Consider the following 25,960-nt stretch of genomic DNA (forward strand, 5'->3'; position numbering starts at 1 on the left):
GGGGCCCCGGGAGGGGCCGGGGGACGACGCGGCGCGGGCACGGTCCTGGGGAGGACCGTGCCCGCGCCGGTGGTGGGAGCGTCGGTGAAGAGGTGTCAGCGGAAGTGCCGCGCCCTCTGCTGCTCGGCGACGGCGGGGTCGATCGGGTGGACCGGTCGGGCCGACACGGTCGGGTCGGCGGACTCGACCCGGTTGTCGTGGGGACGGGTGTCGTGCGGCCGGGTGTCGTGCGGCTGGTCGCCCGTGGGGCGGTGGGTGTCCACGCGCTGCGTGGGCAGTTCCCGCGTCTCCGGGTCGCGGATGCTCTCGTCCCGGTCGACGTGGCGCTCCTCGACGGGCTCCACCGTCTCCTCCGGCACGACGATCTTGCGCCGGGCCGGCACGAACGCGATCAGCAGGCCGGCGAGGGTGAGGCCGAGGTGCAGCCAGTTGTCGTTGGTGTTGAGCGCCAGCGGGTTGCCGAGGCCGGAGACCGGGTTGCCCGCGAAGACGCCCGCGAGCGCCAGGCCCCACAGGAGCACGGCGCCGTAGGCGAGGAAGACGATCCAGCCGTAGAGGCGGGCCAGGCCGGACCCGGTGGCCATGAGCAGGCCGAGCACGCCGAACGCCAGGTGGATCACGTTGTGCAGCGGGTTCACCGCGAAGCCGAGCACCATGGCGTGCTGGTCGCCCGCGAAGTCGCCGAAGCCGGTGCGCAGGAAGCCCACGACACCGAACGCGAGGAAGACCAGGCCGAGGAGACCAGCCAGCACCTGGGCGGGCTGGAGACCCGCGACCTTGACGCGGCCGACGGTCGAGTGGGTCATCACGCCCTCCAAACGAGGACCACGAGCCCGTCTCTCGGGCTCCGGACGCCCACCGACTACCCGACCCGACCGGGTGACAAACAGGCCGTTGTGGCGCACGGCGCGGAGGTGGGGGCGGGCACGCGGACCCGCCCCCGTTCCCGACAGGGGTCGACCACCCCGCCGCGCCGGGGTTCCACCGACCCGATCCACCCCGTGAGGATCGGGCCGCCGCGGCGCGCGGAATTCATCCGGCGATCACCGCGACAAATGGGGCAATAGGTTTCGCCAATAGATCCGGGCGTCGGCGGACCAGCGCCGAACATCGCCGTCGGATCAGACCCAAGCCCAGGTCAGGGGCGGGAGGTGCGCGTGGCCGAGCCGTTCCAGTCGGCGTTCGTGTTGCTCACGGAAGGTCCCCTCGCTTTGTGCCGGAACACCGCTGCGGTGTGCTTCCACTATCTCGTGGCGAAGTGGTTCCGGTCAAAGGAATAACGGTCGGTAAATGCGTCGGCGACCAGGTCCGCGACGGGTTCCGCGACGGGGTCCGCCGAAGATCGCTTGACCTCGACGTAACTCGAACTCCTAGCGTGGCGGCCGTCCACGACGGAGCAGCACCGGCACCCGGGGGAACGACCATGCACGCCATCCGCCAGCACGAGTTCGGACCGGCAGGGACCCTGCGCTGGGAGGAGGTGCCGGACCCGGAGCCCGCCGCCGGCCAGGTGCGGGTCGCGGTCGCCGCGGCCGGGGTGCACCTGCTGGACACGACGATCCGCTCCGGCGCGTCCGGCGGGCCGTTCCCGCTGCCGGAGCTGCCCACGACGCCGGGCCGGGAGGTCGCGGGCGTCGTCACGGCGCTCGGCGACGGCGTGGGGGGCCACTGGCTGGGCAAACGGGTCGTCGCGCACCTCGGCCGGGCGAGCGGCGGGTACGCGGAGGTGGCGGTGGCGGACGCGTCCGCGCTGCACGCGCTGCCCGACCACGTGCCCGACGAGCACGCGGTCGCCATGATCGGCACGGGCCGCACCGCGGTCGGGGTGCTGCGCATCGCCGAGCCGACGGCCGACGACGTGGTGCTGGTGACGTCGGCGGCGGGCGGGCTGGGCGCGTTGTTCGTCCAGGCGGCCAAGGCGGTCGGCGCACGGGTCGTGGGCGCGGCGAGCACCGCGAAGCTGGACTTGGTGGAGCGGCTGGGCGCGGACCTGGCCGTCGACTACACGCGGCCCGGCTGGGCGGGGGACGTCGGCGAGGTGAGCCTCGTGCTCGACGGGGTGGGCGGCGCGGCGGGGCGGGCCGCGCTGGAGCTGCTGGGCGTGGGCGGCCGGGTCGTGCTGTTCGGGTGGTCGGCGGGCGAGCCGACGCGCCTCGACACCGGCGACCTGTACCGCCTGGGCATCACGGCGACGGTGGCGGTGGGGCCGCGGATGGTGCGGGGCACGTCGCTGCGCGGGCTGGAGGAGCGGTCGCTGGCGGCGCTCGCCGAGGGCCGGCTGACGCCGCTGACGACGGTGTTCCCGCTGCGCGACGCGGCGGGGGCGCACGCCGCGCTGGAGGGTCGCGCCACCACCGGCAAGGTCGTGCTGGTGCCGTGACGCGGAAGGCCCCCGTGCCGCGGCGGCGGGACGGGGGCCTTCCGCGGTCGGGGCCTAGACCGGCACGGTGACGATCTGCTCGCCGTCGAAGTTGCGCACCTCGACGGCCACCACGTCCTCGGGGGCGATCAACGCCGAACCGTCGAGGTTCGTCCCGTCCTTCTCCCCCGCCGACGAGACCAGCCAGCTGCCGGCCTCCTGCCTGCTGCCGTCCTTGGAGACGACGAACAGCTTGCACTTCTCGTCCTGCGCGATGCCCGCGACGGACGCGTTCACCCGCACCCACCCGGCGGCCGGTTTGACCTGCACGGTCATCCGCGCCCCGGTTTCCGGGTCGGTCGCCGAGCCGAGCTTGGTGCCCGTCGGCGGCGCGGGCGGCTGGCTGGTCTGCGCCACCCCGCCCGGGTCGGGCGCGGTGCCCCGGCCGACCGCGAAACCGCCGCCGAGCACGACCGCGGCCACGGCCGCCGCCGCCAGGCCGACGCCGACCCGGCGGTTGCGCACCTGGCCGCCGCGTTCGGCCCGCACCTGCCTCAGCGTCCGCTGGAGCAGCAGGTCACCGCCCTCGGGCGGCCCGTCGAGCAGGGCCTCGGGCGGCAGGTCGCCCAGGGCGCCCTCCATCGCGCGCAACTCGTCCAGCTCGGCGCGGCACGAGGCGCAGGACGCCACGTGGTCGTCCACCGCACGCACCTCCCGCTCGTCGAGCACCCCCAGCACGTAGGCGCCGAGCAGTTGCTGATCGTGGTTCGTGGTCATCCGGCCACCCCCTTCAGCGCGACCTTGTGTCCGACGAACGTCTCCCTCAGTGCTCTCAAGGCGTAGTGCGATCTCGATTTCACCGTTCCGGGCGGTACGCCGAGCGCCTCGGCCGCCTCGGTCACGCTGCGGCCGCGGAAGTAGATCTCCATCAGCACGTCGCGGTGGTCGGACGACAGCCGGTCGAGCGCTTCGAGCACCACCATCGAGTCCACCACCGAGTCGGCGTGGTCGCGTTCGACGGGTTGCGCCGTCGGCGACTCGGCCACCTCCTGGGGTCGGGCCGCCCTCGCCCTGATCCGGTCGGTGACGATGTTGCGCGCCACGGTGAGCAGCCACCCGCGGACCGAGCCCTTGCCGTTCACCAGGGCGTCCGGGTGCCGCCACGCGCGCACGAGGGTTTCCTGGACGACGTCCTCGGCCGCCGCCCGGTCCCCCGTCAGGCGCGTCGCGTACGCGAGCAGCGCCCGGCCGTGCTCCTCGTAGAGGGACCTGATCAACGCCTCGTCGGCCGCGGCCTCCCGTTTCCGGGACCACAGAGCCGCCATCCACCCACTCCTCTCGTCGTCCCCGTCGTCACGGACACGCATCCCGGGCGGGTTCGGTTCACCGTGGCGTGGGTTTTTCTACGAGCAGGTCCCGCCGGTGTTGAGGCAGGTCACGACGCGGGCCATCAGGGCCTCCGGCATGGCGTTGACGAACATGGCGTGGTCGGTGCGCGGGTCGCGGGCCTGCTCGGGGAAGCTGTCGATCGCGAACGGGCGGCCGGCGGGCACGTCGTAGGCGACGCGGACCCGCAGCCTGGGCACCGGGAAGGTGCCCGCCCGGCACACCCCGTTCGGGGCGGCGAAGTCCAGGTGCGCCCGGTGGCTGGGGCTGTCGGTGTTGCGGCCGTCCCAGCAGCTGGGGAAGTCGAAGGTGCGCAGCACCCGGCTGCCGGGGGCGCACCGGGGGTAGCGGTCGGTGCGGCGGTCCTCGAATCCGGTGCAGCTCCACCGCGCGTTGGTGCGGCCGCTGGTGAGCGCCGCGGGGTCGCCGGTGATGGCGCGCAGGAACGGCGGCATGCCCACCACCCCGCTGACCGGGCTGCCGGTGAACGTGATGGTCACGTCCGCCGGGGGCACGACCGCGCCGGTGTTGCCGTGCGCGCCGCCGCCGGGCGCGTGGGCGTCGTGGCCGGCGGTGTCGGTGAGCCGCAGCACCGGCCAGTAGTAGGTGGACCGGTCCCCCGACGCGCACGTGGTGGCGCCCGCGGCGAGCGACTCGTCGGTGGAGTGCGCGTCGGTGGTGAGGTTGCCGACGTACTCGTGGGTGTGGTGCGCGCCGAACGGTTGGCCGGGCGCGCTGACCACGTTGTCGGCGTTGAGGTGGCGCTCCTCGTTGCGCCCGCAGTCGACGGTGAACGTGCCGGTGGAGGCGTCCTGCGTGGTCGGCACCGACTCGTGCGCGACCGGGACGTCGTCGATGGCCACGGTGCGGTCGTCCGAGCAGCCCGCCACCAGCACGAGGACCACGAGCAGTGACAGCCACCTCACGGGGACAGCATATTGGGGTTCGGCTGAGAGGTGGTGGTCCGGGCGACGAGGTGAGACGGCCGGTGGTCAGCCCGCGGTGGCGGTCACGAGGGTGCGGCCGTCGGCGGTGACCACGCTGACGGCGGCCAGCTCGCCGGGGTCGACCATGACCGCGCCGGCCAGGGACGTGTCCTCGCCCCGCGACGCCACCCAGCCGCCCGCGACGTAGCGGCGGCCGTCGGTGTCGGTGACGACCAGCGTGCACCTCTCGCCCGGGGCCGCGCCGTCCACGACGGCGCGCAGCCGCAGCCGGCCGTCGGCGGGCGTGACGGTGGCGGTCATCCGGACCCCGCCCGCCGCGGTGGCGAGCAGGACCCGTTCCCCGGGCACGCTGTGCTGCCCCAGGTAGACGCCGCCGGCGAGCACGGCGGCGGCGAGCACCGTGCTCGCCGCCGCGACGGCACCGCCGCGGCGCCGGTGGTCGCGCACCCGCTCGGTGCGGACCCGGCGCAGCGCGCGGTCCAGGATGGGATCGTGCATGGTCTCTCGTTCGGCTAGTGCTGCCCGGGACGTGCTCCGAGCGGCGACGGGTTGCGGCGGGTGCGGTGCATGGGCGGCGGGCCCTCCCTGGTGCGGCGGGACACCCTGCACACGGCCCCGCGGCCCGTCCGGTTCACCGGCCGGCGGTGTTTTTCCGCGGTCCTTCCGCGCGGTCCTTCCGCGCGCGTGCCGTCAGGGGCGGTAGAGGCCCTCGTAGCGCGGGCCGTGCGCGGTGTGCACGACCTTGCGCTTGACCTTCAGCGTGGGCGTCAGCTCGCCCTGCTCCTGGGACAGGTCGCGGTCGAGCACGGTGAAGCGCTTGACCTGGGAGACGGTCGCGAAGTGCGCGTTGGCCTCGTCCACGACGCCCTGGAGGAGGGCGCGCACCTCGGGGGTCCGCGCCAGGGTCGGCAGGTCGGTGGGCAGGCCCCGGTCGCGGGCCCACGGGACGATCTCGTCCTCGTCGAGGGTGAGCAGGGCGACGAGGTAGGGCTTGGTGTCGCCGTAGACGACGGCGTGCGAGACCCAGCGGGACTGGCGGAGCTGGTTCTCCACGTTGGCGGGCGCGATGTTCTTGCCGCCCGCGGTGATGATGATGTCCTTCTTGCGGCCGGTGATGGTCACGAAGCCGTCCTCGTCGACCTCGCCCAGGTCGCCGGTGTGCAGCCAGCCGTCGGTGAGGACCTCGGCGGTGGCGGCCGGGTTGTTCCAGTAGCCGGCGAAGACGTGCGGGCCCCGCATGAGGATCTCGCCGTCGGCGGCGACCTTGAGCTCCAGGCCGGCCACGCCGAAGGTGCCGACCGAGCCGAGGCGGTGGTGGGCGAGGGTGTTGACGGTGCCCACGCCGGTGGACTCGCTCATGCCGTAGCCCTCCAGGACGGGCACGCCGGCGGCGGTGAAGAACTCCAGCACCTCCACCGAGATGGGCGCGGCGCCGGACAGGGCCTGGCGCAGCCGCCCGCCGAACACGGCGCGGACGCGGGCGAACACCGGGTCGACCCGCTCGAACGCGGCGGCCAGGTCGGGCGGCAGCGGCTGCCCGGCGGCCTGGAGCGCGCGGACGGCGAGGCCCACCCGCACGGCCTGGCGCAGCTGGTCCTCCGGGACGCCCGCGGTGGCGACCGCGTGGATCTTCTCGAAGATCCGCGGCACGGACGGCAGGAACGTGGGCCGCACCTGCGCCAGCTCCGGCACCACCTTGGCCGGGTCGCCGCCGAAGAACGCGAGCGTGCTGCCCGTGTAGAGCGCGGACAGCGCCACGATCTGCGCGAACACGTGCGCCAGCGGCAGGAACAGGTACACCACGTCCTCGGCCAGCGTGTAGGACAGCTCCTCGGTGAGCCGGCACATCGTGAGCCAGTTGCGGTTGGTCAGCACGCAGCCCTTGGGCGGGCCGGTGGTGCCCGAGGTGTAGATGATCAGCGTCGGGTCGTCCGGCCGGAGCGCGGCGCGGCGGTCGTCCAGCTCGCCCGGCAGCGGGGACGTGCGGCCGTGCGAGCGCAGGTCGTCGAGGCCGCCGCCCTCGATCACCAGCACGTCGCGCAGGCCGGGCACGTCGTCGCGCACCGACTCGACCTTGGCCAGCTGGGCGGCGTCCTCGGCGATCAGCAGCGCCGCGCCGGAGTCGGAGACGATCCAGGCGCACTCCTCGGGCGCGCTGGACGGGTAGATCGGCACCACGACGCCGCCCGCCGCGAGCACCGCCAGCTCGACCGCCAGCCACTCGGCGCGGGTCTGCGCCAGCACGCACACCCGGTCCCCCGGCGCGACGCCCAGGTGCACGAGCCCCGACGCCAGCTCCAGCACCTCCTCGGCGACCTCGGTGAACGTGACGTCGTGCCACGCGCCGTCGCGCTGGTGGCGCCACGCCACGCGGTCGTCGTGCCGGTGGGCGGCGACGAAGGGCAGGTCGGCGACGACGCGCGCCGCGGGTGCGGTCATGGCGGTGCTCCTCACTGAGCTGTGCGGTGCTGGGCGGTGCTGTGCTGGGCGGTCTGGTGCGGGCTTCGGCGAGTGGCTTCAGGCGGGGCTGACGTGCACGGGGACGCCGTTGAGCACGGCGGTGCCGGACAGCGGGTCCAGGGCGTGGTCGTCGGTGAGCCGGTTGACGTTCACGCCGGGGTGCGCCGAGGCCGTGGCGAGGCGGGTGCCCGGCCGGTCGTGGCCCCAGCCGTGCGGCAGGCTCACCACGCCCGCGGTCAGGTCGGCGCTGACCTCCACGGTCGCCTCGACCTCGCCGACGCGCGACGCGACGCGGGCCGTGCCGCCGTCGACCAGGCCGAGCCGCCGCGCGTCGTCCGGGTTGACCAGCAGCGTGCACAGCCGGCCCTTCACCAGGGCGGGCACGTTGTGCAGCCACGAGTTGTTGGTCCGCAGGTGGCGGCGGCCGACGAGGACCAGGCCGTCGCGGGGCGCGGTGAGGGCGGCCAGGACGCGCGGCACGTCGTCCGCGATCGGCCCCGGGCACAGCTCGACCCGGCCGGAGGGCGTGCGCAGGACCTCCGGCAGGCGGGCGGTGAGGGGGCCGAGGTCGAGGCCGTGCGGGTGGTCGAGCAGGGCCTCCACCGACAGGGCGTGCGCGCCCCCGCGCAGGCGGGCGTCGAGGAGCTGCTCGTCGCGGGTCAGCTCGTCGGACGGGGACGTGCCGACGAGCGCGTGCAGGTCGGCGTCCGGGCCGAGGCCGGCGGCGATGGCGGTGAGCCGCAGCAGGATGTCGCCCTCGTCGAGCGCGCCGTCGGCGAGGGGCGCGGCGGGGCGCGAGTACTTCGCGACGTTGCGCACGGCGTGCGCGGAGAACACCAGGTCGTAGTGCGCGCGTTGGCTCGGCGGCGGTGGGGGCAGGACGACGTGCGCGTGCCGGGTCGTCTCGTTGAGGTACGGGTCGACCGACACGACGAGGTCCAGGCTCGCGAGGGCCGCGTCGAGGCGGTCGGAGTTCGGCGCGGACAGCGCGGGGTTGCCCGCCACCGTGATCAGCGCCCGCACCTGGCCCGGCCCGGGGGTCTCGATCTCGTCGGCGAGCGTGGCGACGGGGAGTTCGCCCGCCACCTCCGGCAGGTCCCGCACCCGGCTGCGCCACCGGCCGGTGGTGAACCCCCTGCCGGTGCCCGTGCCGCGGCGGGCGTGCGCGGGCAGCGGGAACATCGCGCCGCCGGGCCGGTCCAGGTTGCCGGTGAGGACGTTGAGGACGTCGACCAGCCAGCTGGCGACCGTGCCGAACTCGACGGTGGTGGTGCCGATCCGGCCGTGCACGGCGGCCCTCGGCGCGGCGGCGAGCCGGTGCGCCAGGTCGCGGATGACGTGGGCCTCGACGCCGCACCGCGCGGCCACCGCCGCCGGCGTGAAGGGGCGGGCCAGCGCGCGGACGCCGTCCACGCCGACCACGTGCCCGGCGAGGTCGCCCAGGTCGACGAGGTCGGCCGTGAACAATTCGTTGACCAGGGCGAACAACAGGAACACGTCGGCGCCGGGGCGGATCGGCACGTGCTGGTCGGCCGCGGCGGCGGTGCGGCTGCGGCGCGGGTCGACCACCGTGAACGCCCCGCCGCGCGCCCGCAGCGCCCGCAGCCTGCCCGGCGCGTCGGGCACCGTCCACAGGCTGCCGTTGGAGGAGAACGGGTCCGTGCCGAGCAGCAGCAGGAAGTCCGTGCGGTCGATGTCCGGCACCGGGATCGTGTAGGGGCCGCCGAACAGCAGGCCGCACGCGACGTGCTTCGGCATCTGGTCGACGGTGGACGCGGTGAACACGTTGCGGGTGCCCAGTGCCTTGCGCAGGGCGGGCGCGTGCAGCGCGCCGGCGAGCGAGTGCACGGTCGGGTTGCCCAGGTAGAGGGCGACGGCGTCGCGGCCGTGCTCGGCGGTGGTCGAGGTGAGCCGGCTGTCGACGTAGGTGAACGCCTCGCGCCACGACGCCGGCCGCAGCTCGCCGCCCGTCCTGATCAGCGGGGTGCGCAGCCGGTCGGGGTCGGCGTCCAGCGCGCCCAGGGACGCGCCCTTCGGGCACAGGAAACCGCGGCTGAAGGTGTCCTGCCGGTCGCCGCGCACGGCCGTGATCCGGTCGCCGTCGAGCGTCAGCTCCAACCCGCACGTCGCCTCGCACAGCGGGCAGGTGGTGTGAGCGGTGCGCATGCCTTCTCCCCCGTCGTTCCTCGCCGGTCCGTTCCTCGCCGGCCCGTTCCCGCCGGTCCGTTGTGGCTAGTCGTTCGGGCGGTCGTTCAGGTGGCCGTTCGGGTGGCCGTTCGGGTGGCCGTCCCGGCGGCCCGCGCACGGCCGCAGCCGTCCCGCCGAGGTCAGCCCGGTCAGCTCGCTCAGCGCGGCGGCCACCATCCCCGGCCGGGCCAGGCAGTCGTCGAGCCGGAAGCCCGCGACGGCGCGCGACCCGAGCCGCACCGGGTCCACCGCGAGCGGTTCGCCGTGCCCGACCAGGCGGCCGAACGGCGCCAGCACGGCCAGCGCGTCCTCCACCGGGCCGCCGACCACGACGTCCACCGGGCCGTCGGCGAGCAGCCGCCCGGTCAGGTCCGGCCCGGCGGGGTCGACCGCGACGTCCGCGCCGAGCCGCACCGCGAGCCGCCGCTGCGCCTGGGTGGGCGCGGTGGCGACCACCCGGCCCGCGCCGAAGCTCACCGCGAGCTGCACGACCAGGACGCCGACCGGGCCGCCCGCGTCGTGCACCAGCACCGCCTCGCCGCGCCGCAGGTGGGCGCACGTGCGCAGCAGGTGCCACGCGGTGAGGCCGTGCCGGGCCAGGTCGAGCGCGGCCTCGTCACCGAGGCCGGCGGGCAGCGGGTGCGCGACGCCGCCGAGCGCCAGCGCCCGCCGACCCGCGACCTCGACGACCTCCACGTGCCCAGGCAACACGCCCCGGTTACCCGCGAGTTAGTCGTGACTCCACGACAACTAAGCCGAGAGTCCAACGCCCAGGTCCCGAGAGTCCAACGCTCAGGCCCTCTGAGTTCTGCGTTCAGGACGCGGATACCGGGCCCGCGGAGGTCCTGGACGTAGAACTCAGGGGGCCTGGAGGTTGGACTCTCGGGACCTGGAGGTTGGACTCTCGCGGGTCAGGAGGGGCGGGCGTCCAGGGCTCGGGCCAGTTCCAGGCGGGAGCTGACGTTGAGCTTCGCGTAGACGCGGGAGAGGTAGACCTCGATGGTGCGCGGGCTGTAGTGCAGGGCCGCGGCGATGTCGCGGTTGCGCATGCCCTGCTGCACGAGGCGCGCCACGTTGGCCTCGGCCTCGGTGAGGAGGCCGGGGGGCTTGGCGCGGGCGCGCGGCACCTTGGCACCGAGGTCGCGCAGGCGGGCACCGGCCTGGCGGCGCAGGCCGTGCGCGCCCAGGCGGGTGAAGACGGCGTGCGCGTCGAGGAGGTCGGGCACGGCGGGGGTCAGCGAGCCGAGGGCCAGCTGGGCGCGGGCGCGTTCGAACACCAGGCCGCCCGCCTCCGCCTCGCGCACCGCGTCCCGCAGCACGTCCGGGTCGCGCTCGACCAGCCCCGCCACCCGGCGCACGGCGGTGCGGGTCCACGGTGACACCCGGTCCGCCGACACGACCCGCAGGCGCGCCAGGACCTCGCGGGCCCCGTCGACCCGGTCGTGCGCCAGGTCCAGCTCGACCAGCCTGGCCAGCAGCACGCAGCTGTACGCGGACGCGCCGTCGGGCGCCACGGCCTCCACGAGCGTCGTGCGGGCGCCTTCCGCGTCACCGCGCGCGGCCAGGTAGCCGGACATCGCCAACGCGTGCAGCCGCGCCATGTTCGGGCTGGTCGGCGGGTCGAGCCGGGCCAGCCGGGCGGCCACGTCCAGCTCGCCGCGCCACGTGCGCACCTCCAGCTCGATGGCGCGCAGGCCGTGCAGCATCATCAGCTCCTGCCGGGCCTCCAGCTCGGCGGCGGCCCGCCCGAGGCGTTCGAGGCAGGCGTCCCACTCGCCGCCGAACCAGTCCAGCGCCACGCCCGCCATCTCCAGCTCGCCGCGGAACGCGTGCCCGCCCGCGCGCTCGCGCAGCTCCTCGGCCCGCCGCAGCCGCCACGACGCGTCGTGCACCAGCCCGGCGAGCGCCCCGGTCGACGCGCCCACCGCCAGCGCCTGCAGCTCCAGCGCCGGCTGGTCGGCGGCGCGCAGCGCGCGGTTGGCGTACTCGACGGTCTTGTCGTGCCGGAACAGCATCGACGTGATCACGACCAGCCGGTCGAACACCACGACGCCCTCGGCGGCGGAGGTGACCGGCATGGCCTCGGTGCGCTCGGCCTCGGCGAGCGCGTCGGCGTGCCGCCCGGTGAAGACCAGCAGCAACGCGCGCTGGGCGTGCAGCGCGGCGGGCGCGTCGCCGGCGGCCAGCTCGGCGTCGGCCAGCCGCAGCGCCTCGTCCAGCCTGCCGACCAGGAACAGGCTGCTGAGCACGACGACCGCGCACCGCGACCGCTCGGGGCCGGGCGGCAGGGCCTCCAGCGCGGCCAGGCCGGGTGCGACGGCGGCGGCCGGGCGGGACGCGTGGGCCAGCGCCCGGCACTGGGAGGCGAGCAGCGCGCCGCGTTCCGGCGCGGCCACCGGCAGCAGCTCCAGCGCCCGCGCGCACAGCGCCGCCGCCGTCTCCGGCGCGGTCGCGCGGTTGGCGTCGGCGGCCCGCGCCATGACCCGCACCGCGCGCAGGTCGCCGGGCGGCGCGGACTCGGCCAGGTGCCAGGCGAGTTCCAGCTCGTCGGTCGACAGGCCGCGGTCGAGGTCCTCCAGCAGCCGGGCGCTGACGAGGCTGTGCAGGTGGCGGCGCTGCGCGGGCCCGATCTCCTGGTACAGCGCCTCGCCGACCAGGGCGTGCGAGAACCGGTAGCCGCGGTCGGCGTCGCGCACGACGATGCGGGCGCGCAGCAGCTCGTCGAACGCGGCCACCACGCTGTCCTCGGGCAGCGACGCGACCCGCGCGAGCAGCCCGATCCGGTCCAGCCGCACCCGCCGGAACACCGACACGGCCCGTGCCACCGCACGCGTGTCGCGGTCCAGCGGGGCGACCCGGCGCAGCACCGCCTCGCGCCGGGTGAGCCGGATCGCGGTCGGCGACACGGTCAGCCGCGCGCGGTCACCGGTGACCTCCACCAGGTCCAGCTCGCGCAGCGACCGGGCGATCTCCTCCGCGAAGAACGGGTTGCCGTCGGCCCGCCGGCACACCTCGTGCGCCAGGCCGTCGTCCACCGGCGCGCCCAGCACCGACTCCACGATCCGCGCCACCTCGCCGCCGCCGAGCGGGGCCAGCTCCAGCCGCACCACCTCGGCGTGCCGCTCCAGCCGGTCCAGCAGCTCGTCCACGCCGCCGTTGACGTGGTGCGAGCGGGTCGCGGCCAGCAGCACCAGCGGCGCGGCGGTGACCCGGCGCAGCACGACGGCGAGCATCGCCAGCGAGTCGTCGTCGGCGCGGTCGAGGTCGTCGAGGACGAGCGCGGCGGGCCGGTCGGCGGCGAGCGCGGTGAGGGCGCGGGCGACCCGCTCGCACGCCCGGCCGAACCAGCCCGCGTCCGGCACGCCCGCCGGGACCAGCGCCTCGGCCTCCCCCGCCGTGCCGGGGCACGACCGCAGGGCGGTGGCGACCGCGGCGTACGGGATGCGCCTGCTCACGTCGTCGGACTCGGCGGCCAGCACCGCGCAGCCCCGGTCGCGCAGCCCGGCGCGCGCCTGCGCCAGCAGGCTCGACTTGCCGATCCCCGGCTCCCCCGACACGACGACGGCGACCACGCCCGCCGCGGGCACCCGGGCCACCGCGTCGGCGACGGTCGCCAGCTCGCGCTCCCTGCCGAAGAACGCGCGACCTGAGGAGGACAAGGGGCGGCCTCCCGTCGTTGGGGACGTTTCACCCTACCGACTGAGGAATCCCTACTCACGTGTCATGGCTCACGGTGGTGGCATGGACTCCCACCACCGCCGCACCGGGAGGGTCGATGACGGTCCAGGGCACCTGCCACGACGATTTCGCCGAGGTCCGCGCCGAGTTCGAGGCCAACTTCGCGCACCGGGGTGAGGAGGGCGCGGGCGTGCACGTGACGGTCGACGGGGAGACCGTCGTCGACCTGTGGGGCGGTGACGCGGGCGGGCGGCCGTGGCGCGAGGACACCATCACGCACGTGTGGTCGTGCACCAAGGGCGCGACCGCGCTGTGCGCGCACGTGCTGGCCTCGCGCGGCGAGCTGGACCTGGACGCGCCGGTGACCCGCTACTGGCCGGAGTTCGGCGGCGCGGGGTCGGGCGGCACTGTGGCGGGGGCGACGACGCTCGTGCGGGACCTGCTGTCGCACCGGGCGGGGTTGGCCGCGCTGCGCGAGCCCGCCCCGCCGGGCCTGATGTTCGACTGGGCGGCGACGGCGGGCGCGCTGGCCCGGCAGGAGCCGTTCTGGGAGCCGGGCACGCGGCACGGCTACCACGCGCTGACGTTCGGGCACCTGGTCGGCGAGGTCGTGCGGCGGGTCAGCGGGACGGGGCTGGCCGAGTTCTTCGAGAAGGAGGTGTCCGGGCCGCTGGCGCTGGACTTCTGGCTCAGGCTGCCGGAGGACCTGGAACCGCTCGTCGCGCCGACCCTGCCGCCGGTGCCGGGGTCGCCGGTCGCGAGCCTGTACCGGCGGGCGATGGCCGAGCCGGCGTCGGTGCAGGCGTTGCTGCTGACCAACGACGGCGGGTACGCGGCGGCGTCCGGCACGCGTGAGGCGCACGCCGCGGAGTACGGGTCCGTGGGCGGGATGGCCAACGCACGGGGGTTGGCGCAGATGTACCGGCCGCTGGCGCTGGGCGGCGAGTACAACGGCGTGCGGCTGGTCGACGAGGGGCAGGTCGCGGTCATGTCGGCCGTGGAGTCCGCCGGGTTCGACGAGATGCTGCTGACGCCCACCCGGTTCTCGCTGGGGTTCATGAAGTCGGTCGGCAACCGCCACCTGCCGCCGGCCGACCGGGGCGTGGTGCTGGCGGAGGACGCGTTCGGCCACTCGGGCATGGGCGGGTCGCTCGGTTTCGCGTCGCCGGCGGCGCGCATGTCGTTCGGGTACGTGATGACGCGGATGGGGCCGGGCGTCGGGGTCAACGAGCGCGGACAGTCCCTTGTGGACGCCACCTACCGCGCGCTGGGCCACCGCCAGGCCCCCAACGGCCCCTGGTACCGCTGACCCCGCCCCCGAGAGTCCAACGCTCAGACCTCGAGAGTCCAACGCCCAGGACCCGAGAGTCCAACGCTCAGGACCCCTGAGTTCTGCGTTCAGGACGCGGACGCCGGGCTCACGGGGTCCTGAGCGTAGAACTCACCGGGCCTGGACGTTGGACTCTCGCGACCTGGACGTTGGACTCTCGGGGCCTGGGGGTTGGACTCTCGGGGTGGTTAGCATGGCTCGGTGATCGAGGTCGTGCGCTGGAGGCGGGTGGCGGCGTCGCCTGAGCGGGTGTGGCAGGTGGTGTCGCGGGCGGCGGGGGCGGCGGCCTGGCTCGCGGGCTGCGAGCGCGTGGACGTCACGTCCGGCGCGGGGCGCGGCGAGCGGCGCACGCTGCACGGCCGGTGGGACGGCCGCGCGTCCGAGGTCGACCAGGAGGTCGTGGAGTTCCGGCGGCCGGCGGTCATCGCGTGGCGGCACGTCGCGGAGCGCCTCGACGGGCGGCCCGCGCCGCGCTTGGCCCTGCGCACCGAGTTCCGGGTGGAGCTGGCGCCCACCGGGGACGGCGGCACGGTGGTGCGCCTGCGGTTGCTCCAGGTGCCGGTGTCGGCGTTGCGGGGTGTGCTGCTCAGCGCGTTCGGCCGTCGCCGGGCGGCGGTGGCGATGGACGCCTCGCTCGACCGGTTGACCGACCTGGTGGGGGGCGGGGACGGGTGAGACCGGGGACGGGTGAGGCGGGAGTGGCTACTGGGTCATGCCGTACACCGACCTCAGCCACACGCAGGTGAGGGTGTCGACCAGCTCCCGGTCCTTCGCCGCCGAACGGCGGGACCGCGAGCGCGTCAGGAACGCCTGCTCGTTCATCTGCACCAGGATCGTGGCCAGCGCGCGGGCGTCCGGGCCGGGCGGCGCGGCGCCGGCGGCCCGCTCGATGTCGATCTGCCCCGCGGTGGAGTCGATGAACCGCCTCGCCACCCCGGCCCAGAACTCGCGCATCGACGGGTCCGTGTCCCGGGCGCGGACGGCGGCCCGCAGCACCGGCCCGTGCCTGCGCCACAGGGCGAGGCTCGCGCCCAGCGCCCGGCGGATCGAGTCCTCCGGCGGTTCGCTGCCGCGCCGCAGCCAGGACGACGCCGACTCGTAGACGGCGTCGAGGACCGCGCCGGACAGCGCGTGCAGCACGGCTTCGCGCGACGCGAAGTGGAAGTAGAACGTCGACCGGGAGATGCCCGCGCCCGAGGCGAGCTCGTCGACCGCGATGTCGTCCAGCGAACGCGTCTGCAACAACCGCTCGGCGGTGTCCAGGATCGCCTGGGAGGTGAGGTCGCCCTTGCTGGGCCTGCGCCGCGACCCGACCGTGCCGGCACGTGGGGACATGGCGGACATCCTGGGGCGGGCGGCCCGGCGGTCGCAAGGTCCGCGAGGGCAACGGTGCCAAGTCGAGAGCAGGTCGCCCGACCACCCGGTCATGGGCCACCCGACCACCGGGTCATCGGTCCACCGCGCCCGCGCGCGGTTCGCGGACCGCGCGCGGGCGCGGTAGAACAGGACGGGTGGACCCCCTCTGGGCATTGCGGCAGGTGGCGTTCCAGCTGGAGCGCGCGGGCGAACCCACGTACCGGGTCAGGGCGTTCCGCCGGGCCGCGGACGTCGTGGCGGGGCTCGCCGACGGCGAGCTGGAGCGGCGCGCCGGGGACGGGACGCTCACCGACCTGCCGGGCATCGGCAAGTCCACCGCCGGGGTGATCACCGACGCCCTGGCCGGGCGGGAACCGTCCTACCTGGCGCGGGTGCGGGAACCGGTCGTCGGCGGGCGGGAGCTGCGCGAGGCGCTCAAGGGCGACTGCCACACCCACTCCGACTGGTCGGACGGCGGCAGCCCGGTCCGGGAGATGGCGGAGGCGGCCCGCGACCTCGGCCACGAGTGGGTGGCGCTCACCGACCACTCGCCGCGCCTCACCGTCGCGAACGGGTTGTCGGTCGACCGGTTGCGCCGGCAGCTGGACGTGGTGGCGGCGCTGAACGAGGAGCTGGCCCCGTTCCGGGTGCTGACCGGGATCGAGGTGGACGTCCTCGACGACGGCTCGCTCGACCAGCACGAGGACCTGTTGGCGGAGCTGGACGTGGTGGTCGCGAGCGTCCACTCGAAGCTGCGGATGCCCGGGCCCGAGATGACCCGGCGGATGGTCGAGGCGGTGTCCAACCCGCACGTCGACGTGCTGGGCCACTGCACCGGGCGGCTGGTCACCGGCAAGGGGCGGCCCGAGTCGGAGTTCGACCCGGAGGCGGTGTTCGACGCGTGCGCCGAGGCCGGCACGGCGGTGGAGGTCAACTCGCGCCCGGAGCGCCGCGACCCGCCGGGCAGGCTGCTGCGGCTGGCGGTGGCGATGGGGTGCTCGTTCGCGATCGACAGCGACGCCCACGCGCCCGGTCAGCTCGACTGGCTGTCGTTCGGGTGCGAGCGGGCCGAGGAGTGCGGGGTGACGCCCGACCGGGTGATCAACGCGCTGGGGGTGGACGAGTTCCTCGCGCGGTGAGTCGGTGTGTGAAGGGAGGGAACGGGAGCGGGCGGGAGGGAGCAAGCGGGGACGGGCGGGAGGGGACGGGCGGGGGCGGTCAGCGGCCGGCGGTGGCGGAGCGGCGCACCCGGGAGGCGCGCACCAGGTGGCCGTACCACGGCACGAGCGGCCCGGTGCGGCCGTCCACCAGGCGCTGCCACGTGGCGCGGCACAGGGCCAGGAACGGGGCGGGGTCCCAGTCGCCCACCAGGTCGGCCAGCGAGCGGTCCTGCACGTTGCCCAGCGCGTAGCGGCGGTCGAAGCCGTAGGACACCGGCACGGCCGCGCCGTTGGCCTCGACCACCAGCGGCGTGAGCCAGGAGCCGAGCGGCTGCCCGTCCTCGACCGGGACGGCCATGAACGCCTCCGGGCGGCGGGCCAGCATCGTGCGCGGCACGGCGTCGAGCTGCACGGCCATGCCGTGCTCCTCGGCGATGCGGCCCAGCTCGACCGCCGCGTAGGCCAGCTCGACGGCGTCGGGGCGCTCCCCGGCCATCAGGCGGTTGGCCGCGCCCTCCGGTTCGAGCGGGTGCACCTGGAGCAGCAGCGCGCCGGACCCGGAGGCGGCGAGCGCCACGTCGCCGAGCTGGGTGGCGTTGCCCTGGGTGAGGGTGGTGATCACGCCGACCGGGATGCCCGCCTCGGTGAGCCTGCGGATGCCGGCCAGCGCCTTCTCGAACGCGCCGCCCTGGTCGCGGATGCGGTCGTGCGTGGCGCGGTCGCCGTCGAGGGACACCGCGACGAGGTCCACGAGGCCGCGCACCAGCCCGATGCGGCGCTGCGTCAGCGCCACCCCGTTCGTGGTGACCGTCGTGCGCATCCCGGCGTCCCGCGCGGCCCGCAGCAGGGCGGGCAGCTCCGGGTAGAGGAACGGTTCGCCGCCCGACACGTTGAGCACGTCGTAGCCGAACCCGGCGGCGTCGCGCACGACCCGGGCGAGGACGCCGATGGGCACGGACTCGGCGACGTCCGGGCCCGAGCTGGAGTAGCAGTGCAGGCAGCGCAGGTTGCACAGCCTGGTCGGGTGCACTTGCAGCACCGCTCGGCCGCCGGTGTGCCCCGCCATGCCACCCTCCAGCGTCTCGGATATCCATATGGAGGGCCGAGTGGACGCGCAAATACGTCTATCCGTCACCGAAGCACTGCTCATTCCCTCGTAAGTGGGAACCTCGGCAGGTCGTGAAACGGCGCGTCGCACGCCGACGACTCCCCTAGCGAGGCGACACGAGCGCTCACCCAGTGGGGAGGGGGCATGCGCCGCGAGTTCACCGTTCCCGCCGACGCCGCCGACGAGGCGCGGCGCCGGCTCCTGCGCGACCTCCACGACGGGCTGGGGCCGGCGCTGGCCGCCGTCGCGCTGGGGCTGCGCGCCGCGCGGCACCTCGCGCCGAACGACCCGGCCTCGGCCGGCCGGCTGCTGGCCCGGCTGGAGGAGGAGGTCCACACGGCGGTGGACGAGATCCGCAGGCTGGCCGCGGGCGCGTGCCCGGCGGCGGTGGCCCGGCTCGGCCTGGCGGACGCGGTGCGGGCGCACGTGGCGACGCTGACCGACCGGCAGCCGGTGCGGGTGGACGTGCACTGCGACGGGCTGCCGGAGCTGCCGGTGGCGGTGCAGGTCGCGGCCTACCGGATCGTGTGCGAGGCGGTGACGAACGTGGTGCGGCACGCGGGCGCGCGGCACTGCGCGGTGCGGCTGTGGTTCGCCGGCGGGCTGCACGTCGAGATCGTCGACGACGGCGTCGGGAACCTCGGCCCGGGGTGCCCGGCGGCGGGGCGGGACGACGGCGTGGGCCTGCGGTCGATGGACGAGCGGGCGCGCGAGGTCGGCGGCACGTGGCGCGTGGAGCACGTCGACGCCGGCGGCACCCGGGTCTGCGCGGACCTGCCGGCCGCGGGCGGGGCGTGAGCGGGCGTGCCGCCGCTGCGGGCGCTCGTGGTGGACGACCACCCGCTGTTCCGCTACGGCCTGGCCACCGCGCTCGCCGGCGCGCCCGGCCTGGAGCTGGTCGGCGAGGCGCCCGGCGGCGTGGTGGCGGTGTCGATGGCCGCGGCGCTGTGCCCGGACGTCGTGGTGATGGACCTGAACATGCCCGACCTGGGCGGGGTGGAGGCGACGCGGCGGATCGTGGCGCACGACGCCGGGGTGCGGGTGCTGGTGCTGACCATGTTCGACGACGACGAGTCGGTGTTCGCCGCGATGCGCGCGGGCGCGCTGGGCTACCTGCTCAAGGGGTCGAGGCCGCAGCAGATCGTGCGGGCGGTGCGGGCCGTCGGCGAGGGCGAGGCGATCTTCAGCCCGGCCATCGCGGTGCGGCTGCTCGCCTACTTCGGCAGCGCGCCGGCCGAGCGGGCCGAGGCGTTCCCGGAGCTGACCTCGCGGGAGCGGGAGGTGCTGCGGCTCATGGCCGGCGGCACGGGCAACGCGGCCATCGCCCGGCTGCTGGTGCTCAGCCCGAAGACGGTGCGCAACCACGTGTCGAACATCCTGCGCAAGCTGCACGTCGCCGACCGCGCCCAGGCCGTGTCCCGGGCCAGGCAGGCCGGTCTGGGCGACGGGTCGGGACACATCGGGACACCCGGCCCATAGTGCCGGGACACGTCGGGTCGCGACGATTGCCGCAGGCCCATCGGGGGCACGAGGCGGGGAGCACGACATGAGCGGTGAGCAGATCGCGGTGGTCCTGCACGCGGCGGACTCGATCACGAGGGCGGGGGTGACCGCGGCGCTGCGGTCGCGCCCGGAGGTCCGGCTGGTGGAGCCGGGCGAGGACGCGCCGGTGGCGCTGGTCGTCCTGGAGCGCATGGACGGCGAGGCGCAGCAGCTGCTGCGCAGGCTCCAGGCGCCGGGCAGCGCGGGCATCGTGCTGGTGGCGGGCGACATCGCCGACCCGGAGCTGCTGAACGTGGTCAGCAGCGGCGTGTCCGCGGTGGTGCGCCGGTCCGACGCGACGCCCGACACGCTGGTGCGCCTGGTGCGGGCGACCGCGGCCGGCCAGGGCACGCTGCCGCCCGACCTGCTGGGCAGGCTGCTGGACCGGGTGTCGCGGTTGCAGCGCAACGTGCTCAACCCGAACGGCTGGAGCATGGCGGGCATGTCCGACCGGGAGACGGAGGTGCTGCGGCTGATCGCCGACGGCTTCGAGACCCGGGAGATCGCCGAGAAGCTGTGCTACTCCCAGCGCACGGTCAAGTCGATCCTGCACGACGTCACCAACCGGTTCCAGCTCCGCAACCGGGCGCACGCGGTGGCGTTCGCCCTGCGCGAGGGGCTGATCTGAGCGAGGCCGACCCGGGGGCGTCGTCCGCAGCGCCCGGCGCATCGGTCACAGCGCCCGGGGCGTTCACAGCGCCCGGCCGGAGAAGGACACCGACGGTGTGCAGTTCCCCTTCCCGGCCGGGTTCTGGCAGCTCACCTGCACGACGACCTTCTCGCCCTTCTTGAAGCTCAACGGCTCCACGTAGTGCCGGTCGAGGTCGCGGAAGTTGGCCAGGCCGACCTCCAGCAGCACGCTGCGCTCCCCGCCCGCCTCCCGCAGCACGCGCACGGTGCCCGTGTCGCCGCGCGGGTTCTGGAGCACGATGTCGGACACCAGCAGCGCCTTGTCCTCCGGCGGGGTGAACGTGAAGTCGGCGAACAGGGCGGGGTTCGCCACGACGGCCGCGTCGGCGGCGACCCGGAAATCGGTGGGCTCGCCGGGCAGCTCGCCCGCGGCGGGCGGCGCCTTGGAGGTGGGCGGCGAGCCGGGCGCGGCCTCCGGGTCGAGCCCGACCTCCTGCATGGCCTCGGCGGCCCGCGCGTTGGCCTGCCGGGCCTCCTCCCGCGCCTCGCCGGCGCCGGCCTGCGCCTGCTCGGCGACGGCCTTCACCTCGCCGGCCTGCTGGGTCGCGGCCTCCCGCGCGGCGGACTTCACGGCGGGTTTGAGCACGGTGAACCACAGGGCGACCAGGACGGCGGCGAGCGCCAGGAGCGCGAGGAGCGCGGGCAGCAGCCACCGGGGCATCAGCTGCCGCTGCACGAACGTGCCGTTGGCGGTGAGCGCCTCCCCCGTGCTGGGCACGACGTCCACCCGGAACGGCCGGGTTCGGGACGGCCCGCGCAGGAACGTGTCGCGCGGCTTCACGACGAACTTGACGAACGCCGCCGTGCCGGGCGCGAGGTGCACGTCGCCGCGCTCGAACCGGAACTCCAGCTCGCCGTCCGGGTCGGCCGCGTGCAGCCGCACCGCGAGCGGGTGGTTGCCGACGTTGTCGACGGCCAGCTCGAACCGGCCGCGCGAGCCCGCCTCGACCTTGGTGGGCACGAGTTCGGCGGTCAGGTCGGTGAACCCGCCGACCTCGACCACGCCCTCCTCGACGACCGACCCGTACGGGTCCTCGCGGGAGGCGACCCGGATGCCGAACGGCACCGGCCCCGCGGCCACCTCGGCCGTGCGCGGCGGCGCGAACCGCACGACGACCGAGGCGGACGCGCGGGGGACGAGGCTCACCGAGGCCGGTTCCGCGGCGACCCACCCCGCCGCGTCGCCGACCACGTCCACGGTGAACTCGTCGACCAGGTCACCGGTGTTGCGCACGACCACCGTGCAGGTGACGTCTTCGCCGGGCGCCACGGTCAGGCCGGTGGCGGACAGCGTCGCGGTTGCGCCCATGGGTCGATCCTCCGGTGGTCTGGTCGGTTCGGGCACCGGCCCGGGGGTGGGTGGCGGTGCGGCGGGTGCTGCCCCTGCGGGCAGCGGCCCGGTCGTCCGGGTGGCGGCGGTCGTCGGGTGGCGGGTGGCGGCGGTCGTCGGGCGTCAGGCGGCGGTGGTCGTCGGGCGGCGGTCACTCGCGGGACGCGAAGTCGGGTGGTTGCAGGGTCCTGGGCACGACCAGGAACTCCGCCGACCGGACCGGGCCGAACCGGGGGCCGGCGGTCGCGGTCGCCTCCAGCCGCCGGGGGCCGATGAGGTCGTTGTGGAACACCGGGAACTGCGCGTCGAACGTCCCGTCGCCGCCGACCGGGACGGTGCCCGGGGACTCGGAGATGCCGAGCGTCCAGGTCAGCGCCACGGTGGCCCCGGCGGGGAAGCCCCTGCCGGTGGCGCGCGGCACGGACCCGGTGGGGCCGACGCCCGGTTCGACGGCCACCTCGGGCTGCCGCACCAGGACGCGCGCCACCGCCGTGTTGTCGGCCGCGTCGCTGTCCGGGCCGGTGCCCACCACCGACCCGCCCGCCGTCGTGTCCGCGGCGGCCCTCGCGGGCAGCACGACCCGCACCTCGGCCTCCTGGCCGGGGGCGAGCACGCCGATCGGGCACGTCGCCGCGCACGGCGAGGTGGCGGGCAGCAGCTGCGGCGGCAGGGCGGTGACCACGGCGACGTCGGTCATCGGCGCGGGCGAGCCGTTGCGCACCCGGTAGGACAGCACCACGTCGTCACCGCCGACGAAGCCCTCCGCCGGCGCGGCGGCCACGGCCAGCGACAGCGACCCGGGGTTGTCCGGCGGCCGGACCTCCTCGGCCACGGTCACCGGCACGTCCACCCGGTTGTCGGCCGGGTTGACGTCCGGCGGCACGGCGGCGGTGAGCACCTGCCCGCCCGCCGCGACACCGGTGAGGGTGACGGTCACCTCGGCGCCCGCGCCGGGCGCGAGCCGGCCCAGCGCGCAGCCGGTCGGCGTGCAGGAGCCGGAGGTGGTGGCGGTGGCGTCGACGCGCAGCCCGGCGGGCGCGGTGAGCGCCAGGTCGGCCTCCCGCGCGGCCAGGCCCGCGTTGACCACCCGCAGGCGCACCGTCGTCGTGCCGCCGAACACCACGTCCGCGGGCGCGGCCGTCCCGGTCAGCCGCAGGTCGGGCAGGCGCTGGAAGGCGGGTTGGCGGACGCCGTCGTCGCCGAAGGAGACCAGTTCGACCTCGTCGCCGCCGCTCGGCGCGATCGTCCACACGCGCCCCGGTCCTTCGCCGCCCTCGTAGCGGTGGAACGCGATCCGCGCGCCGTCCGGCGACCACGCGGGGGCGTTCGCGTCGTCGGCGACGCGCGCGGCGTTCGCGCCGGACGCGTCCGCCACGCACAGCCCGCCCTCGTGCCGGTAGACGAGCCGGTTGCCGTCGGGCGACCAGTCGGGCTGGTCCTCGTACCCCGCGCAGCCCTCGGCGAACAGGCGGGACAGCTCGACCTGGCCGCGCACCGCCGTGCCCGCGAGCCGGGCGAGCCACACGCCCCGGCGGGACTCGTCGTCGTCCGGGGAGTAGACGGTGAGCAGCGTGCGGGCGGTGGCCGTGCGGCCGGCGGCGTCGGTGGCGGCGCAGGTGACGGTGGTCAGGCCGACCGGGAACAGGGCGCCGGGCACCGCGTCGCAGCGCGGGGTGAGCGCTGTGCCCGCCGCGTCGGCCGCGGTGGCGGTGAAGGCGACCGGCACGGGCGCTCCGGTCGGGCTCGGGGCGGCGTTCGCGGCCACGACCACCGTGGGGCCGTCGGCGCGGGTGACGTCCAGGTGCTGCTCGTGCGGCCGGTCGGGTTCGCGGCCGTCGAACAGGAACCGGACCGTGCAGCGGGCGTCGCCGAGGGCGGCGTCCCGCGACCGGCCGGGGCCGGGATCGGTGAACCGCACGGTCTCGGTGAACGTGACGTCGGTGTCGCCGGCGGCGACGGCCTCGCGCGGCTCGAAGGACACCGAGACGCCCTCCGGGCACTCGGCGACGGGCCGCACGGCCACCGGGACCTGCGCGATGCCCCGCCGGATGGCCGCGACGACCCGGTCCGGCGGGGCGCCCGCCTCGACCAGCGCCCCGCCGGTCCGGCCGGTGATCTCGGCGGCCTGGCCGAGGCGGTCCAGGCCCTCGGCGTTCCCGGTGATCACGGGGACGCCGACGACGCGCACGCCGCGCGGTTCGGGGTCGCCCGCCCGGCTGGTCAGGTCCTCCAGGACCGTCCTCCGCTGCCAGTAGCCGCGGCACTCGGCCGGTTCCGCCACCGGCGGCGGCGCGGCGCGCAGGCGGGGTTCGCCGGACGGGACCGGGGTCGGCACGCACTCGTGGCTGCTCGCGTCGCCCACCAGCACGACTATCCGGCTCGTCCCGGGGGTGTCGAACACCTCGTACTCGCCGTCCTCGCCCACGCCCCGGGACAGCTCGTGCAGCGCGTTGAACCAGTCCTCGGGCGGGTCGCCGCCGTGCCCGGGTTCGAACACCAGGTCCCAGAGTGCCCGCTGCACCGCCGCCGCGTCGCCCAGGTCGCTCAGCAGCTCGAAGCGGCGGTCGTCCGGCAGGTTGTCCTGGAAGGTCGCCAGGCCGAAGCGGGCCCCGGTCTCGGTCTCGGCGATGTCGTCCAGCACCGCCCGCAGGTCCGCGCGGACGTTCTCGATCGTGGACCCCATCGACTCGGTCGTGTCGAGCAGGAACACGATCTCGGGTTTCGTCGGCACGATCGGTGTGCGCACGGTGGCCGTTGTGGTGAAACCGGTGGGCGTGGACGCCCCGACGGTGAACGGCGTGACGCGCGGGGTGCGCGGGTCGAGGGAGTCGCGGGTGAACGCGACCGCGTCGCCGGCGGGCGACCACGCCGGGTCGCGGTCCTCCGCACCCAGGTGCGGCGCGCCCGGGACGCGGCCGAGCACCGCGCCGTCGGCCACCCGGACGAGGGCGACGCCCTCGTCGTCGGTGACCGCGAGCACCGTGCCGTCCGGGGACCACGACGGCTGCCGCTCGGCGCGGTCGCTGAGCGGGCGCGGGTCCGTGCCGTCGGCGTTCGAGACGACCACGCGCGTCCGGCCGTCGTCGTCGGCCGCGGTGCGGGCGAGCAGCGTGCCATCGGGCGAGTACGCGGGCTCCGAGTCGTCGGGGTCGGCGGTGGCGGTGGCCCGGCGCGCGTCGCCGCCGTTCGGGTCCGTGCTCCAGATGTCGCCCGGGTAGCCGCGCGAGACGCCCACGCGGTAGGGGGCGAGCGGGTCGTCCTGGGCCCGCGCCGCGCGGGGCTGGTCGGTCAGCAGGAGCCCGGCCAGCAGGACGGCGGCCGTCGCCACGTGTCTCATCACGTCATCCCGTCGCGAAGAACTCGATCTCGGCGAGCGCGACCTGGTCGCCGCGCAGCGAGCGGTGCAGCTCCACCACGTGCACCTCGACCTTGACCGCCCCGGCGCTGTTCCCGATCCCGACCTTCTGCTCGTCGGGGGTGTCGGCGACGGCGATGTCGAACGTCTTCCCGGTCGAGTAGACGAGGTGCAGCGTCCGGGGGCGGTGCGCGGCCTGGAAGTCGTCCGGGTCGCCCACCCGCACGATCGCCTCCCGCAGGTCCACCTCGCGGCCGAAGTCCAGCACCAGCGCGGGCGGGACCGGTTCGACCGGGGCGAGCCAGAACGTGTTCTTCGCGTTGTCGGCGGCCAGCAGCGGCGGGTGGTCCGGCGACTCGGCGGTGGCCGTGACGGCGGTGGGGCGGACCGGGGTCAGGTCGGTGATGCCCCGCACCTGCTTCACCCGCGCGGCGGCCCAGGCGTTGACCTCGCCGCGGACGGCGGGCACGAGCCCGTACGCGCCGACCGCGCCGAGCAGCGCCACGAGGAACGACCAGCGCAGCGCCCGCCCGATACCGCGGCGGGCCGCGCCGGTGCGGCGGCGGTGCCGGGTGCCGGCCTTGGCGGGGGCGCGTCGCGGCAGCAGGCGGCGCCACCACTTCTCCGCCACCGCCCGGGACTCGACGAGGTCCGAGCCGCAGCGGGAGCAGAACCTGCGGGTGGGCGCGTTGGCCTCGCCGCACTGGCCGCAGACCAGGTCGCCGGGCTGCGGTCGGCGGCGCTCGGTGAGCCGGGGCCGGTGCGGGCCGCCGCCCTGGGTCGCCTCGGTGGGCTGCACGGCTCCCGGCTGCCGGGGAGGCGGGGCCGCCGCGGGGGCGCCGGGTGGCGGGAAGCCGGGACCCGACTGGTCTGGTGATGGATAACCGGGGCTGTGGGGTGTGAGTGGTGGGAAACCCGGACCCGATCGGTCCGGTGATGGACAACCGGGCCCCTGGGGCGTGAGTGGCGCGAAGCCCGGCCCCGACCGGTCCGGTGATGGACAACCGGGTCCTGGGGACGTGGGTGGGGCGAAGCCGGGGTCCGGGTTCGCGGGTGGTGGAGGACGCGGGTC

General features: G+C 75.7%; 21 protein-coding genes. 7 read left to right on the plus strand and 14 right to left on the minus strand.

Annotation, left to right across the window (positions count from 1 at the left end; all coding sequences use genetic code 11):
- Positions 1-95 precede the first annotated feature (95 nt).
- Positions 96-806 (minus strand): DUF4383 domain-containing protein, encoded by a 711-nt coding sequence (locus ACRAKJ_RS32710; RefSeq protein ID WP_438922609.1) that lies wholly within the window; start codon positions 804-806, stop codon positions 96-98.
- 617 nt (positions 807-1,423) lie between these two features.
- Here ACRAKJ_RS32710 and ACRAKJ_RS32715 point away from each other — a divergent pair.
- Positions 1,424-2,380, plus strand: coding sequence for a zinc-binding dehydrogenase (locus ACRAKJ_RS32715; RefSeq protein WP_438922608.1), 957 nt, complete (start codon positions 1,424-1,426; stop codon positions 2,378-2,380).
- 54 nt (positions 2,381-2,434) lie between these two features.
- On the opposite strand, the gene ACRAKJ_RS32720 is transcribed toward ACRAKJ_RS32715, so the two are convergent.
- The 8 genes from ACRAKJ_RS32720 to ACRAKJ_RS32755 all read right to left on the minus strand — a co-directional run bounded on the left by ACRAKJ_RS32720 (position 2,435) and on the right by ACRAKJ_RS32755 (position 12,998).
- On the minus strand, positions 2,435-3,136 hold the full coding sequence (locus ACRAKJ_RS32720) for a zf-HC2 domain-containing protein (protein WP_438922607.1): 702 nt from the start codon (positions 3,134-3,136) through the stop codon (positions 2,435-2,437).
- A complete protein-coding gene (locus tag ACRAKJ_RS32725; RefSeq protein WP_438922606.1) occupies positions 3,133-3,684 on the minus strand; it encodes a sigma-70 family RNA polymerase sigma factor in 552 nt (183 codons plus the stop codon). The genes ACRAKJ_RS32720 and ACRAKJ_RS32725 overlap by 4 nt, the downstream gene beginning before the upstream one ends.
- Positions 3,685-3,762: 78 nt before the next feature.
- Positions 3,763-4,671 carry a DUF1996 domain-containing protein gene (locus ACRAKJ_RS32730; protein WP_438922605.1) on the minus strand — a complete coding sequence of 303 codons (909 nt, stop codon included), beginning with the start codon at positions 4,669-4,671 and terminating at the stop codon, positions 3,763-3,765.
- 66 nt (positions 4,672-4,737) lie between these two features.
- Entirely contained in the window at positions 4,738-5,190 is a 453-nt protein-coding gene (locus ACRAKJ_RS32735; protein ID WP_438922604.1) for a hypothetical protein, read from the minus strand.
- A 192-nt stretch (positions 5,191-5,382) separates the two neighbouring features.
- Complete coding sequence (locus ACRAKJ_RS32740) at positions 5,383-7,131, minus strand: AMP-binding protein (RefSeq protein ID WP_438922603.1); 1,749 nt, start codon at positions 7,129-7,131, stop codon at positions 5,383-5,385.
- A gap of 78 nt (positions 7,132-7,209) precedes the next feature.
- Positions 7,210-9,318, minus strand: coding sequence for a molybdopterin-dependent oxidoreductase (locus ACRAKJ_RS32745; protein WP_438922602.1), 2,109 nt, complete (start codon positions 9,316-9,318; stop codon positions 7,210-7,212).
- Positions 9,319-9,384: 66 nt separating this feature from the next.
- Entirely contained in the window at positions 9,385-10,035 is a 651-nt protein-coding gene (locus tag ACRAKJ_RS32750; protein WP_438922601.1) for a zinc-binding dehydrogenase, read from the minus strand.
- Positions 10,036-10,250: 215 nt separating this feature from the next.
- Positions 10,251-12,998, minus strand: coding sequence for an AAA family ATPase (locus ACRAKJ_RS32755; protein ID WP_438922600.1), 2,748 nt, complete (start codon positions 12,996-12,998; stop codon positions 10,251-10,253).
- Positions 12,999-13,114: 116 nt separating this feature from the next.
- On the opposite strand from ACRAKJ_RS32755, the gene ACRAKJ_RS32760 reads away from it, so the two are divergent.
- On the plus strand, positions 13,115-14,326 hold the full coding sequence (locus ACRAKJ_RS32760) for a serine hydrolase (RefSeq protein WP_438922599.1): 1,212 nt from the start codon (positions 13,115-13,117) through the stop codon (positions 14,324-14,326).
- Between the two features lie 222 nt (positions 14,327-14,548).
- Positions 14,549-15,022 carry an SRPBCC family protein gene (locus ACRAKJ_RS32765; protein ID WP_438922598.1) on the plus strand — a complete coding sequence of 158 codons (474 nt, stop codon included), beginning with the start codon at positions 14,549-14,551 and terminating at the stop codon, positions 15,020-15,022.
- 27 nt (positions 15,023-15,049) lie between these two features.
- On the opposite strand, the gene ACRAKJ_RS32770 is transcribed toward ACRAKJ_RS32765, so the two are convergent.
- Positions 15,050-15,682, minus strand: a complete 633-nt coding sequence (locus tag ACRAKJ_RS32770) for a TetR family transcriptional regulator (protein WP_438922597.1) — start codon at positions 15,680-15,682, stop codon at positions 15,050-15,052.
- A 176-nt stretch (positions 15,683-15,858) separates the two neighbouring features.
- Between ACRAKJ_RS32770 and ACRAKJ_RS32775 the strand changes: the two genes are divergently transcribed.
- Positions 15,859-16,842 carry a PHP domain-containing protein gene (locus ACRAKJ_RS32775; RefSeq protein WP_438922596.1) on the plus strand — a complete coding sequence of 328 codons (984 nt, stop codon included), beginning with the start codon at positions 15,859-15,861 and terminating at the stop codon, positions 16,840-16,842.
- 79 nt (positions 16,843-16,921) lie between these two features.
- On the opposite strand, the gene ACRAKJ_RS32780 is transcribed toward ACRAKJ_RS32775, so the two are convergent.
- Positions 16,922-17,929, minus strand: a complete 1,008-nt coding sequence (locus ACRAKJ_RS32780; RefSeq protein WP_438922595.1) for a radical SAM protein — start codon at positions 17,927-17,929, stop codon at positions 16,922-16,924.
- Positions 17,930-18,115: 186 nt separating this feature from the next.
- Here ACRAKJ_RS32780 and ACRAKJ_RS32785 point away from each other — a divergent pair, with 186 nt between their 5' ends.
- From ACRAKJ_RS32785 to ACRAKJ_RS32795, 3 genes are all read left to right on the plus strand, one after another.
- On the plus strand, positions 18,116-18,769 hold the full coding sequence (locus tag ACRAKJ_RS32785) for a histidine kinase (protein ID WP_438922594.1): 654 nt from the start codon (positions 18,116-18,118) through the stop codon (positions 18,767-18,769).
- Between the two features lie 6 nt (positions 18,770-18,775).
- A complete protein-coding gene (locus ACRAKJ_RS32790) occupies positions 18,776-19,450 on the plus strand; it encodes a response regulator (protein ID WP_438922593.1) in 675 nt (224 codons plus the stop codon).
- A gap of 67 nt (positions 19,451-19,517) precedes the next feature.
- The gene (locus tag ACRAKJ_RS32795) at positions 19,518-20,141 is read left to right on the plus strand and encodes a LuxR C-terminal-related transcriptional regulator (protein ID WP_438922592.1); all 624 of its coding nucleotides are present in this window, start codon (positions 19,518-19,520) and stop codon (positions 20,139-20,141) included.
- A gap of 63 nt (positions 20,142-20,204) precedes the next feature.
- On the opposite strand, the gene ACRAKJ_RS32800 is transcribed toward ACRAKJ_RS32795, so the two are convergent.
- The 3 genes from ACRAKJ_RS32800 to ACRAKJ_RS32810 form a co-directional block, all read right to left on the minus strand.
- The gene (locus ACRAKJ_RS32800) at positions 20,205-21,512 is read right to left on the minus strand and encodes a hypothetical protein (RefSeq protein WP_438922591.1); all 1,308 of its coding nucleotides are present in this window, start codon (positions 21,510-21,512) and stop codon (positions 20,205-20,207) included.
- Between the two features lie 172 nt (positions 21,513-21,684).
- Positions 21,685-24,870 carry an HYR domain-containing protein gene (locus ACRAKJ_RS32805; protein WP_438922590.1) on the minus strand — a complete coding sequence of 1,062 codons (3,186 nt, stop codon included), beginning with the start codon at positions 24,868-24,870 and terminating at the stop codon, positions 21,685-21,687.
- 4 nt (positions 24,871-24,874) lie between these two features.
- Positions 24,875-25,687, minus strand: coding sequence for an NADase-type glycan-binding domain-containing protein (locus tag ACRAKJ_RS32810; RefSeq protein WP_438922589.1), 813 nt, complete (start codon positions 25,685-25,687; stop codon positions 24,875-24,877).
- Positions 25,688-25,960: the final 273 nt, after the last annotated feature.

The organism is Saccharothrix sp. DSM 118769 (assembly GCF_052936295.1).